This is a genomic window from Enterovibrio calviensis DSM 14347, from assembly GCF_000621165.1.
Classification (GTDB): domain Bacteria; phylum Pseudomonadota; class Gammaproteobacteria; order Enterobacterales; family Vibrionaceae; genus Enterovibrio; species Enterovibrio calviensis.
Genome location: NZ_KK211217.1, coordinates 291,807 through 304,630, shown reverse-complemented (window position 1 = coordinate 304,630; position 12,824 = coordinate 291,807). Strand labels below are relative to the sequence as shown.

Sequence of the window (12,824 nt, the reverse complement as noted above, 5' to 3'; positions counted from 1 at the left end):
CGGCATTTTTATTTGGGTCATGCTAGGGTCTGGCATCAACCTAAACGGTGTCGACCAATAATGGAGTGCGACAGTGTCGTACCATCCACTAATTCCAACTCACCACCCATGGGTACACCATGTGCGATGCGACTGGCTACGACATCGTGCTCTACACATAACTCACTGATGTAATGCGCAGTTGCTTCACCTTCAACGGTAGGGTTAGTCGCCAAAATAAGCTCTGAAATCGATTCCTTCGCTAACCGCTTTTCCAGCAAATCCAACCCGATGTCAGATGGACCAATGCCATCAAGTGGAGAAAGATGGCCCATGAGTACAAAGTATCGTCCAGAGTATTGACCTGTCGCTTCGATCGCCGCTATATCAGCAGGACTTTCCACCACACAAATTTGGCCATTCTCCTGACGACGAGGGTTGGTACAAATGGCGCACTCTTCTTCTTCCGTGAAAGTGCGGCATTTCCCACAATGCCCAATGTCAGTCATTGCGGACTGTAGGGCTTCTGAAAGCCTCACACCGCCCTGTCGATTGCGCTGTAGAAGATGAAATGCCATACGTTGCGCTGATTTTGGGCCTACACCCGGCAAACAACGTAATGACTCCATCAATTGTTCAAGCAGTTGGCTTGTACGCATAATCTATTAACGATATCCGTTAGAAAGGCATTTTAAAGCCTGGTGGCATCTGCATGCCGCCAGTTACATCGCCCATTTTTTCTTTCTGTGCTTCTTCTACACGACGTGCAGCATCATTGAATGCAGCAGCAATCAAGTCTTCCAGCATGTCTTTTTCGTCTTCCATCAGGCTTTCATCGATCTCAACACGACGAACGCTGTGGCTGCCAGTGATGGTGATTTTAACAAGGCCAGCGCCCGCTTCACCGGTCACTTCCATGTTTGCAATTTCTTCCTGCATCTTCTGCATGCGCTCTTGCATTTGCTGCGCTTGCTTCATCAGGTTGCCCATTCCGCCTTTACCAAACATAATTTTCTCTCTTTTCACTGTGGGCTGCTTACCTTACGGTCTCTCTTTCTTAGTTCAAAGCCACGCTTACGGTAAATTCTTACAACGCATGCCTGACTAAGAGCATATAACGAGATCAACAGCCTCTTAGGGGGTTATATTGGTCGAATGCTCTCTTCATCAATCTCTGCCGAAAAACGCTGGCAGATAAAGAGAACATTTGGGTCCTCAGCCAAATTTTGACTCGCCTGAGTCAATTTTTCGGTATACAGCTTGTCTCGCCATTCAAGTGGCGTCGTTCCCTTGTCTCCGATTTCTACAGACAAAGTGACGGGAAAACCAAGCTGTTCACTCAATGCTTCACAAAGCACCGAGTGTGATTTTTCAGTATTCAAATGCTCCTGCTCAGTACGCAGCGACAGATGGATCTGCTGACCCTCCTGTTCCATAGACGCATTGAGTGCCATTTGCTTTACAAGTCGAGGAACATCAAGCGCATTAGCAATTTGACTCCACGTATCTTGCTCGATCGATTCTTGTTCCAGCTTTTCGCGCATTTCCGGCGTACGTTCATGCGCCAATGCTCGTTTGATCTTTTCGGGAGTGATGACGACCTTTTCTGCCACGGGCGTAATCTTGGTCGGTTTCCAACGATACGCATCATCACTTGTATTAAGATCAGCGGTCGGCATCGACGCAGCTTGGAATTTTGCGGGATCTGCAGGCTTATGTTTCGCCGCGATCCTCTCCATCACTGACAGCGAATGGCTGCCAGTCGATACCGGTTTACTCTTTTTTGGCGTTTGGCCCTCTTGCTGACGAACCCGACTTCTCAGCATATTCCGAGCGGCCAACAAATTTCCCGCCGATGAACCACCTTGTGGTGCTGCATTCGATGAAGCAGGCGTTTGAGCGGCACTGCTTTGCGGTTGCGACTGTTGAGGCGGTATCACAGCAGGCTCTGATTGTGCTTGCGGGTGATGATAGGAATCTTGGTCATATTCACGCTGAGCATCATGCTCCATCGCCGCAAGGTGCGATGACAATTGTGGGTCTTCTTGGTGCTGAGGCGCAGCGGGTGTCTGCAACGGCGCAGTTGCCACAGGCGCGTCAACCGTGTTTGTTGGCGTAACATGAGGTGTTGTGACAACAGGCTGTTGTGCTGGCACTGGCTTAGGTGCTCTGCTCGATGCGACTTGCGCCTTTAATGATGCCAACCGGTCTTGTGCTGGATTATGTGCAACAGAAGATGGTGCAGACTGCGATGCGGCGCCCTGATGAGTCGGCTCCGTCGCTGGTACCGCTATCTTAGAGGGCTCGAACTGTGATGAGGTGACGGGGCGAAACGCCAACAGGCGAAGCAATACCATTTCCAAACCAGCTCGCCCGTCCGGCGCGTATGGCAGATCCTGACGGCCTTGCAATGTGATTTGGTAGAACAATTGAACGTCTTGTGGAGACAGTGTTTGCGCCAACAACAATACACGCTCTGAATCTGGTGAAGATGCATCAACAGATTCGGGCAATGCTTGCGCCATTGCAACACGATGAAGTTGCGACGCGATTTCTTTTAGCAATCCGTCCCACTCAACACCCACCTCTGCAAGATGGGTCAAACACTGCATCACATGATCTGCATGGCCTTCAGCCAACGCTTCTAACAAGAGAATCGCTTGGTCCGTGCTCAATGTGCCGAGCATTTCCGTCACTTGCTGTTCGATAACAGACCCATTGCCTAGCGCAATGGCCTGATCGGTAAGAGAAAGCGCATCACGCATACTGCCTTCAGCGGCACGCGCAATCAGCGACAGCGCTCGCGGCTCTGACGGCACAGCTTCCTGTTCTAATACGTGTGTTAACTGATCTTTGATCTGAGTTCCATCAAGGTGCTTCAGATGAAACTGAAGACAACGAGACAGAATAGTCACCGGAAGCTTTTGAGGATCAGTGGTCGCAAGTAAGAATTTAACGTATTCAGGCGGCTCTTCTAGCGTTTTCAACAACGCATTGAAGCTGTGTCGAGACAGCATGTGTACTTCATCTATCAAATAGACTTTATAGCGTCCACGGGCGGGCTTGTACTGCACGTTATCAAGTAAATCGCGCGTGTCTTCAACTTTGGTGCGTGACGCGGCGTCAATCTCCATCAGATCGACGAAGCGACCTTGGTCAATTTCCTGACACGTCGAACAGACACCACACGGCGTCGACGTTACACCCTGCTCACAGTTCAGTCCTTTTGCAAAGATGCGGGCAATGGTTGTTTTACCCACACCTCGCGTACCACTGAACAAATAGGCGTGGTGCAATCGATTATGATCTAACGCGTTAGCCAACGCAGTCAGAACGTGTGATTGGCCGACCACATCACGAAACTGATGCGGGCGCCATTTTCGGGCTAATACCTGATAACTCATGCGTTATAAATTCTGGCGATAATCTTCGGCAATCCTAGCACAGACACAAAAAGAGCGCGATCCTGACGATCACGCTCTTCTCTGAATCAAGGTTCAATCGGGCAATTAGTGACCGTCGAACTCACACAAACTGTAAACATCCAGACCAAGCGCTTCCAGACGAGCTTCACCGCCGATCTCTGGCAAATTAATGATGAACGCTGCATGGGCAACTTCACCACCAGAACGACGAATAAGTTTGGTGGTCGCTTCGATTGTGCCGCCTGTTGCAAGCAAATCGTCGACCATTAGCACCTTGTCACCCGCTTGAATCGCGTCGACATGGATTTCCAGAGTATCCACGCCGTATTCCAACTCATAGCTTTCACTGATCACTTCACGAGGGAGTTTGCCCGGTTTGCGAACAGGAACAAAGCCAACACCTAGCTCTAGTGCAAGGGGCGCGCCGAACAGAAAGCCTCGCGCCTCTGTCCCCACAATTTTAGTGAAACCTTGATCGCGATACTTTTCAACCAACAAGGCAATAGTGGCTTGATAAGCTTCTGCATTTTCCATCAAGCTAGTGATGTCTCGGAAAATGATGCCTGGTTTTGGATAGTCAGGAATGCTTTTGATGCTGTCTTTGATAAATGCGATTTTGTCTTGGCTCATAATAACTGCTCACCACGATAAGTGGCTTCCAGAATACTCAGGAAGTTGTGTATGTCCCATTACATAAGTCCAGTGCTTGAGTTCATTGCAATATGCTATGAGGTACACCCAGACAATGGGGACGAAACCGCCATGTTATGTATTTTCGGGGACGTGGGCAACAGGTTCGATTTCACGCAAACGGTTAAACCACGTTAAAAGCACGCACGCCATCACAATCAACATGCATTTATGCCAAAGTTCGGGGACGACAGCGACAGAAAGGGTGAAGCTCAACACGATGAACACGTTGGCGCGTCGCTTGATTTTACGATCAATCGCGCGGTGTTCGTTCCAATTACAAATGATAGGCCCAAACGTTGGGTGCTGATGCAGCCAAGCAGCGATTTTTGGAGAGCCACGCATAAAGCAAGCACTCGCTAACAACATAAAAGGTGTTGTCGGTAGTAGCGGGAGAAAGATACCCAACACTCCTAAAACAACGGATATCCATCCAATAACAATCAGTAGAAATCGTTTCAAAGAGAGCCGCACGCTTCCCCCCTGCCCGCAGATTATCTGCTCAGCATGCCAATCCAAGTCAGGGTCGCAGGCAATGTTGGTATCAACACCACAGCCACGAATCCTAAAAAATATGCAACATTAAACGGGTCTTTATAGTTCTCATCCATCGCTAGCATCCTTTCTACTTCAATGTATACAGAGTGGCCTGACAATATACCCGTTTACCATCGCGCTAAATACCGACAAACATCAGGGTTTATCGGCGTTGTATTGATATATATCAGAGCATGAACATCGTGATTAGCTAAACTACTTGGCTGATAACGCACACCGAGACATCACCATGCTTGATATAGAAATCGTAGCACAGCTACAAAAAAAGCTCATAAATGAGAAAGAAACCGTTCGTAGCAGATTGGAAGATGCGTTAATTACACTAACCGGACTAGATATATCAAATGTGCCTACCGCACATCTGATTAAACTGTGCAGACGAGAAAGTGACTCTCTGCATGAAGATGGCCTGCGCCTAGAGAAGATTGATGCGGCACTTTGTTCAATCCACACAGGCCTGTATGGGCTCTGCGCAGACTGTGAGGAAAGCATTGATTTGGAAGACTTGCAAAGCGACCCCGCTGAACTGCGCTGCCAAGAGTGTCGCAATCACAACCACTACCATCATTTAAAAGCCTCTAGCTAGAGGCTTCTAGTTGCAATCACCCGCTGAAATGACATCGGTAACAAAACCATTGACGAACCAAGTCCGCACGCCTAATCCTTCGTCAATAGCTGCCCCAAATTGCTCGCAGGTATAGAATTTAACATTGTCTGCGACTTCACTTTTATTCATGTCCCAGTACCATCGGTTACTGCGAAGTTTTTCAACAATCGTAAGCAAAGCCTTATCTTCTTCATAAATTAAGTGTGTGGTTGCTCCTCTTGAAGATTGTGCCGGAGCTTCATTCAAACCCAAAAGCTGTTGGTTTAATCCATCAGGAACTTTCCCCTGATAGTCAGATGCAGGCAAACTGCTAACCAATGAACTTTGACACCCTGCTAATAGGAGAGGAAAAACCAATACGGCCCAATACTTCATACAATTCATACAACCTTCCTTGATATTTAAAAGTCCTGTTCAATCATCCAACGTTTGAATGCTTTCTTCTCATCATTGGTTGCTTTGGTATACCAAAGTTTCAGCTGCGTAGTTGTATCACCTTTGATATCAACGTTACCTTCACCATCAACACTAACAAGGACTTCTTCTAGATCTTTGGCTTCACCGCCTTCGATGATGATGCCGTTTTGCCTGTTAAAATCAGCGACCGCATTTTCCATATTTCTATATGAACCAAAACCACTGCCCTTCATCTTAATTCCAGTAATGACTTTAGTCTTGCCTGTAGAGATAGTCTCAACTTCCCACACGGGTTCCCTAAAAAAAGCGGATGCCTGGCTTTCAATTTTGAATTTGGGAACAACCACCGCTAAATCGCTATTCGATACTTCCAGATCTAAAACATAGGGTTTTGATGTGAAAATAACATTTTTAGATCCTCGCTTAACTTCATCATCATAACGTACCACTATTTGATGATTGCCAGGTTTCAAATCCAATCGCTTATCGCCATCATCGGCAATTTTTTTTACGTCTTCACCATTGATAACAAGAAATTCAATACCATTCTTTGCAGTAATTTCGGCGGCATTAACAGCGCCTGACAATACCAAAAGTCCGAGTAAACACACTTTCATTCATTTATCCTCTTGGAATAAAAAAGCCGCCTATAAGGCGGCTATATATGCACATAGTTAAGCTTAGAATTTAACTTCCATACCAAGCACATAACCAGTGTCAGTATCTACGTCTGCACCGGCAAGCTCTGCATCAGCTACACCAACTTCTGCATATACCTTAGCATTAGCTGCTACTTTGTAGGTAACGTTTGCATACAAGCTACTTGATTCTGCATTCGCGATAGTGCCTTTGCCATCACCATCGATCCAATCATAACCAACAGCAAAAGACGTTGTCTCGGTTGCTTGGTAACCACCAGAAATACCAAACACATCTATATCAAATTGACTTGTAGAGCTTGTGTCTTTGTATTCAATTTGACCGTATGCAACTGCGATATCAAATGCATCATTAATGGCGTAATCAAGTTCAAAGTTAAAACCTGTAGCATCGACAGTCAAAGCACTGCCTTGGATGGTTTCAGAAAGATTTTCACCGTCATAAAAGTACACGCGACCATCTAATGAATCGAAACGTGCACCGATAACACCATCGACGATCTGAGTACCGTCTACTGTGTCTGATTTGTTGCTATCTAGATCAATTTCAGCGCCAGCGTAGAAAGTACCGTTGTCATAACGCCATTTGATAACCTGCGCACCTTCGTATTGAACAAAGTTTGTTTGCTCAGTGCCGAGTTCGTAGTCTTTTTGGTTGCCAGCATCATCAATAATCAGAATTTGACGACCAAATGTAACTGTACCAAACTCGCTGCTCGCGAAACCAACCCAAAGCTCGTCATTTTGAACGTCGCCCGTTGTGTTTGCTATATCGCCAGAGAAATGGTTTTCGTATTTGAAAGCCATACCAGCAACAGCATCTAGGCTATCACTTACTTCGATAGCAGTTGTCAAGCTTAGGTCAGCATCATCAATGCGAAGGTAGCTATCATCTGAAGGGCTATAGCCTTTGTAGTACTGAATTTCAGCTGCGCCTGACAAATCAACAGAAACGCCGTCTGCATCGTACAAGTTTACGCTTGCATTTGCCGCGCCTGCTGCCAACAGAGCTGGAACTGCCATAGCTAGAATTGTCTTTTTCATGTTAATCCACTGCCTTTTCTTTATTAGAATGGAATTCCTGTTCCGGGATCCCTTTTATGTTTGTACCTGTCACAGCGTCACAAAAACCCTGCAACAAATACGCTTTAACTTCGAAACTTAGAGTGCAGAGAAATCTAAAATCTGTCAAATTCACAAAAAACAATCTCAAAAAAACAAAAAGTCATTTAAATACAGATATATAGACAATCGCCTTCGAGTGATATCACAGTAATTAAATGGAAATGTAAAATTTCTGCAAACTTCGTCGCATTCCTCAATTAGTTAATTATGTCGAAATGTCCATATTTAAAACCAAATTGCAGGATAATGTATTGCAAACACCTCATTCATGCAGTGAATGGCATTACTTAAGTTTTTCATAGTGATAGCTAATATTAGTTCAATTCATATTCGTGATCTAAATCTCAAAACATAAAACTAATCATCGAATACTTGAACTCATTCACATTCTCCGACCGTGATATAATGCGGTTCCCGTTACCTTTATGTGTCCTCCATGCTTAGTCCATCAGTTAAAAAAGACATCCGTTGCAGTTACGAGAATTTGAAAGCTCAGTTGCAGAATTTTATTCCAAGGAAGGCACAAAATTACCTTGTTGCAGAATTGGCAAAAACACTGGCGGGCGAATACAACCCAAAGCGGAGAATCCTGGTTGCAGAAGCTGGAACGGGAATCGGGAAATCGATGGCTTACCTGATGGGCTCCATTCCTTTCGCATTAAACAATAACAAGAAAGTGGTGATCTCAACGGCGACGGTTGCATTGCAGGAACAGTTGGTAGAAAAAGACTTACCTTTATTTAGGCGGATTGTTCCAAGAGAATTTAGCTTTGTTCTCGCGAAAGGTCGCCAACGTTATTGCTGTGGCGAGAAACTAGCGGGAGCTGCGAGTGCTGAGGGCTATGGGCAGCAAGCACTTTTTGAGAAAAAACCCAAAAAATCCGATATCGACCTAATCAACGATATGTACGATGCCTATTCCCGTGGTAAATGGGATGGGGATAGAGACAACTGGCCTAAAACCATTCCCGACACCATCTGGTTGAGCATTGTTTCTGATAAACACACCTGTCACTCGGGGTTAAGCGCACACCGAGGCTGCCCTTTTGCCAAAGCTCGGGAGTTTCTCGACAAAGCAGATGTTGTTGTCGCCAACCATAGCTTACTCATGGCAGACCTCGAACTCGGTGGTGGCGTTATACTTCCCGAGCCCGAGCAAGCGCTTTACATGATCGATGAGGCACATCACCTTCCTATTGTTGCCCGCGACTTTTCTGCGGCCTCTGCCAGCCTTATCGGGGCCGCCTCTTGGCTGGAAAAACTCAATCAGTCTGCGTCTAAGCTCGCCAACGCTGGAGACATCAAGCGCAGCAGCCGTTTCCTTGATGCGCTTCAATCTGGCATTCAAGTGCTTATCCCTGGCTTACGTTCAGTTCGCGAAATGCTGAAATCACTTCCCCTTAGTAAAGATGGCATTTATCGGTTTGAAGATGGAGAACTACCAGAAAGCCTAATCACCGAGGCGAAAGAACTGCAGAAAGCCGTCAAAAAAGCGCATCAATCCCAAGCAAAGCTTCATGATTTAGTGTCTGAGCGTTTAAAAGATGGCGAGATCAGTGCGCGCATCGCAGACCCCTTACTGGCCGAATCCGCATTCTTTCTTCAGCGAATGGAAAACCTAGAAAAGGTATGGACCTTAATGGCTCAACCTAATTCAGATAAAGGGGCGCCGCTTGCGCGCTGGATACAACAATGCCCAGAGCGCGAGAACGATTTGGTGGTGCATGTTTCACCACTGGAGATTGGCTGGAGGCTTGACCAATTACTTTGGTCACGTGCAGCTGGCGTTGGGCTTATGTCAGCCACGCTTCGCGCACTCAATTCGTTTAGCTATTTTTGTCGCCAAGTGGGTCTCGATGAGAAAGATGGCACTCGCTTTTTGGCTTTACCTTCGCCTTTCGATTACCAAGAAAATGCTCGATTGGTTGTTCCATCGTTGCCTTTTGAACCTCAGCAAGACGGATTCACAGACATGCTTCCGGATGTCTTATTGGAATACTTAGAAGGACAAACTGCCAGTCTTGTCCTTTTTTCTTCCTATTGGCAGATGAATCAAGTCGCGGACAAAATACGCGCCCAAATCAAAAAGAATGGCTGGCATCTTCATATACAGGGAGAAGCCTCTCGTACTGTTATTCTCGACGCGCATAGACGCTGCTGCAAAGATGGAAAAGTCAGTATTCTCTTTGGTACTGGGAGCTTTTCTGAAGGCTTGGATCTACCCGGTGACCAACTCACAAACTTGATTATCACCAAAGTTCCTTTTGCCGTACCGACATCCCCAGTGGAAGAAGCGCACGCCGAATACATAGAAAGGAAGGGCGGGAATGCTTTTATGCAAATTTCTGTTCCGGAAGCGAGTAAAAAACTAATACAATCAGCGGGTAGACTACTACGAAAAGAAAGTGACACTGGCCGCGTCGTTTTACTGGATCGACGAGTCGTCAGCCGTCGTTATGGTAAATCACTGCTTGACGCTTTACCGCCATTCAAACGTGTCATTGATTATTCATAACCCTTATCGAGCCCACTTTTCATGCTGGAAATTCTTGAACCATCCACCATCGCCATACTGGCCATTGTGGCATTTGCAGCGGGCTTCATTGATGCCGTTGCAGGCGGAGGCGGTATGCTGACTGTCCCTGCATTGCTTTCTCTTGGTTTGCCTCCGCACATTGCTTTGGGTACCAATAAGCTCGCTGCAACGTTCGCCTCATCAACAGCCGCCGTGACGTATTATCGAAAGAAGTTATTTTCTCCCTCTTTTTGGCGACACGCGTTCTTGGCAACATTGATTGGCGCCATTCTTGGCACATTACTGGTGGATTACATCAGCACCGCATGGCTTGAAAAGGCTTTGCCACTGGTCATTCTGGTGATCGCGATTTACACCATCTGTCGCCCGCCGTCCAAAGTAGACAATCACCAACTGCCAAAAAACGACCCTAAACTCAATACCAAACAATGGGGACAAGGCCTGTCGCTAGGCTTTTACGATGGTGTTGTCGGGCCAGGGACTGGGGCATTTTGGGTCGTTTCATCCATGTCGATGTACAAAATGAATATGCTGTTGTCTTCGGGTTTGGCAAAAGCCATGAATTTCACTAGCAACATCACGTCTCTGGTTACGTTTATCATATTGGGCCATGTTAACTGGGCCATCGGCTTAACCATGGGCGTATGCTTAATGGTCGGCGCATATATTGGTGCACATTCCGCCATCCGCTTTGGTAGCGCGTTTATTCGCCCTGTGTTCATCACTGTTGTCGTGATACTGTCAGTAAAACTCGCCATTGATGCGTGGTTTTAATTCATCACCATCGATAGAGAAACGTCATGGATTTATCCCCAATAAAAGAACAACTTCACGCCTTAGGACTGCAAGCGGCAGAGATAGATAGGCGCAGAGGCGAAGGCATCAAACCTCTTTTTGATGAGCGTCTGTTTAGCTGTCTTGCTCGTTTGCTTACCCCTTGCGTGTCCGAATCCAAAAGCGTGGTCGACTCGTTGGAGCGAGAGCAAGCCAGCGGGAAACTTTCCGCCATGCGCGCTGAGCATCTTTGCGAACGCCTGATAAACCAAATCAGTGCGCTGCAACGTGAAATTGCGACTGTCTCTATTCGACAAAAAGAAAAGAGCTTTGCGCCAAAATTTGGCATCTCTACTGGCCAGCTATATCAAGAACTTGCTCAGCATCAAGAATGGGAGCGACGCCTTGCGGATATGGTTCGTGATGCTGAATCCAACATGGCGCATGGCCAAACTATCGCGCAACAACAGCACGCGCAGAAGAGTTTATTGGTTGCTGAAAGTCGCTTGGCGCGCTGCCGCGAATCGAAAAAGAAAATTGAAGCGCGTATCGCGTTTAGAGAAAAGAAGGGGTAACTCTGGTTATGCTACCCATTATTTACCACCCTATTTATTCTAACTTCCCCTTGCCCGAAGGGCACCGCTACCCGCTTCAAAAGTATCAGTTACTCAAAACACATATCGATAACGAAAAATGGCCAGTTCAGACGTTTGAGCCTGAACCGTTGAACAGTGACACGTTAAAGTCTATTCATGATCATGACTATGTTAATGCACTGATTTCCGGCGAACTTCCATTAGTCAAAATGCGTCGTATTGGGTTTCCTTGGAGCCCAAACTTAATCCATCGATCGCTGACTTCCCTTGGCGGGACAACGCTGACTGTGGATAAAGCCATCAAGCATGGCGTTGCTATTCATCTCACGGGAGGCTATCACCATGCCCACCATGATTTTGGCAGTGGATTTTGCCTGTTCAACGATTTAATTCTTGCGGCGGAGCATGCCTTATCATACCCGCAGATCGAAAAAGTCATGATTGTAGATTGCGATGTCCATCAGGGAGATGGCACCGCCACGTTGGCTAAGCATAGAGCAGACATCGTCACCTTGTCGGTGCACTGTGAGAAGAACTTTCCATCTCGTAAGCCCGAGTCGGATATCGACTTACCTATGCCCATTGGCACCGACAGTCACAGTTATCTACGCGAGTTCTTGCCCTGCCTGACCCTTGCTTTGGCGCAACACGAGCCTGACATGGTGATCTATGATGCGGGGGTCGATATTCATGTCGACGATGAACTCGGTTACTTTTCTGTTTGCCAATCCGGTATTGCTCAACGAGACCAAGCGGTGTTCTCTGCCTGTTATGACCATCAAATTCCCGTTGCCGCAGTGATTGGCGGAGGGTATCGTACCGAGCAAGAAGCGCTCGTCCCTCTTCACGCAGAGTTAGTGCTCTCTGCCCTGCGTACATACTACCCACATAGCGGAATATAACTGACATGAACCAACCCGGATTTGACCAAGCCCCAGACGACATTAAGCTTGCTGTAGACCTTATCTATCTATTAGAAAACAACGAGGTTGCACCAGAGACCGTGCTAAGAGCCTTAGATATCGTCAGAGCCGATTTCGAAAAGAAAGTACAAGATCAGCAGAACTAAAATGGCTGTCGGTAGTGGCTACCGACTCTGAACCAAGATAATAAGAAAATCTCACACCGCCCCTTACTGTTAAATCAACTTTGCATTTGTGTTGCCATTAAGCAATAAAACCTCTCGATATGGTTGATATTTGACCAAATGACGAAATTTACTGATGCTCAAAGTCCAAATGTGAAGTATTATCCTGCCGCTTTCTATCTAATGCGCAATAGCCATTAGTGAAGCTGGTCGTAGGGGCATGCTCAAAAGGATTTGAAGATAGCGCAAAAGACGCGCAACGCTACAGGCCATGAATCTCTGCAAGGAAGCGTCGCCAGAGTGACATTTATGCACTCGGGGTAGAGAGCTGAGAAGGATGTTTCAGAACCCCTGTCACCTCCTTATCACTC

Annotated in this window: 14 protein-coding genes; 6 read left to right on the top strand and 8 right to left on the bottom strand. The window is 46.7% G+C overall.

The features are described from left to right. Positions 1-35 precede the first annotated feature (35 nt). From recR to Q365_RS0119575, 5 genes are all read right to left on the bottom strand, one after another. Complete coding sequence (recR, locus tag Q365_RS0119595; protein WP_028024938.1) at positions 36-638, bottom strand: recombination mediator RecR; 603 nt, start codon at positions 636-638, stop codon at positions 36-38. 19 nt (positions 639-657) lie between these two features. Next, the gene (locus Q365_RS0119590; protein ID WP_028024937.1) at positions 658-987 is read right to left on the bottom strand and encodes a YbaB/EbfC family nucleoid-associated protein; all 330 of its coding nucleotides are present in this window, start codon (positions 985-987) and stop codon (positions 658-660) included. Positions 988-1,121: 134 nt separating this feature from the next. Then, on the bottom strand, positions 1,122-3,383 hold the full coding sequence (gene dnaX / locus Q365_RS0119585; RefSeq protein WP_028024936.1) for a DNA polymerase III subunit gamma/tau: 2,262 nt from the start codon (positions 3,381-3,383) through the stop codon (positions 1,122-1,124). A gap of 105 nt (positions 3,384-3,488) precedes the next feature. Further along, positions 3,489-4,034: an adenine phosphoribosyltransferase gene (gene apt, locus Q365_RS0119580; protein ID WP_028024935.1), complete on the bottom strand. Its 546-nt coding sequence runs from the start codon at positions 4,032-4,034 to the stop codon at positions 3,489-3,491. A 135-nt stretch (positions 4,035-4,169) separates the two neighbouring features. Then, positions 4,170-4,568 (bottom strand): YbaN family protein, encoded by a 399-nt coding sequence (locus Q365_RS0119575; protein ID WP_028024934.1) that lies wholly within the window; start codon positions 4,566-4,568, stop codon positions 4,170-4,172. A gap of 283 nt (positions 4,569-4,851) precedes the next feature. Here Q365_RS0119575 and Q365_RS0119565 point away from each other — a divergent pair, with 283 nt between their 5' ends. Next, complete coding sequence (locus Q365_RS0119565; RefSeq protein WP_245621580.1) at positions 4,852-5,238, top strand: TraR/DksA family transcriptional regulator; 387 nt, start codon at positions 4,852-4,854, stop codon at positions 5,236-5,238. A gap of 6 nt (positions 5,239-5,244) precedes the next feature. On the opposite strand, the gene Q365_RS0119560 is transcribed toward Q365_RS0119565, so the two are convergent. The 3 genes from Q365_RS0119560 to Q365_RS0119550 form a co-directional block, all read right to left on the bottom strand. Continuing rightward, entirely contained in the window at positions 5,245-5,643 is a 399-nt protein-coding gene (locus Q365_RS0119560; protein ID WP_245621579.1) for a hypothetical protein, read from the bottom strand. A 17-nt stretch (positions 5,644-5,660) separates the two neighbouring features. Beyond that, complete coding sequence (locus Q365_RS0119555; protein WP_028024930.1) at positions 5,661-6,293, bottom strand: YccT family protein; 633 nt, start codon at positions 6,291-6,293, stop codon at positions 5,661-5,663. A 63-nt stretch (positions 6,294-6,356) separates the two neighbouring features. Next, the gene (locus tag Q365_RS0119550; RefSeq protein ID WP_028024929.1) at positions 6,357-7,379 is read right to left on the bottom strand and encodes a porin; all 1,023 of its coding nucleotides are present in this window, start codon (positions 7,377-7,379) and stop codon (positions 6,357-6,359) included. Positions 7,380-7,896: 517 nt separating this feature from the next. On the opposite strand from Q365_RS0119550, the gene dinG reads away from it, so the two are divergent. Genes dinG through rsmS form a run of 5 tightly spaced genes read left to right on the top strand, consistent with a single transcriptional unit; the run spans position 7,897 to position 12,435 of the window. Continuing rightward, positions 7,897-9,975 carry an ATP-dependent DNA helicase DinG gene (gene dinG / locus Q365_RS0119545; RefSeq protein WP_028024928.1) on the top strand — a complete coding sequence of 693 codons (2,079 nt, stop codon included), beginning with the start codon at positions 7,897-7,899 and terminating at the stop codon, positions 9,973-9,975. A gap of 21 nt (positions 9,976-9,996) precedes the next feature. Beyond that, complete coding sequence (locus Q365_RS0119540) at positions 9,997-10,770, top strand: TSUP family transporter (RefSeq protein ID WP_035025389.1); 774 nt, start codon at positions 9,997-9,999, stop codon at positions 10,768-10,770. Positions 10,771-10,796: 26 nt separating this feature from the next. Beyond that, positions 10,797-11,345 (top strand): primosomal replication protein PriC, encoded by a 549-nt coding sequence (gene priC, locus Q365_RS0119535; protein ID WP_028024926.1) that lies wholly within the window; start codon positions 10,797-10,799, stop codon positions 11,343-11,345. Between the two features lie 8 nt (positions 11,346-11,353). Next, positions 11,354-12,268, top strand: coding sequence for a histone deacetylase family protein (locus Q365_RS0119530; protein ID WP_028024925.1), 915 nt, complete (start codon positions 11,354-11,356; stop codon positions 12,266-12,268). Positions 12,269-12,273: 5 nt separating this feature from the next. Next, positions 12,274-12,435 carry a pleiotropic regulatory protein RsmS gene (gene rsmS, locus Q365_RS26540; RefSeq protein WP_081796317.1) on the top strand — a complete coding sequence of 54 codons (162 nt, stop codon included), beginning with the start codon at positions 12,274-12,276 and terminating at the stop codon, positions 12,433-12,435. Positions 12,436-12,824 lie beyond the last annotated feature (389 nt).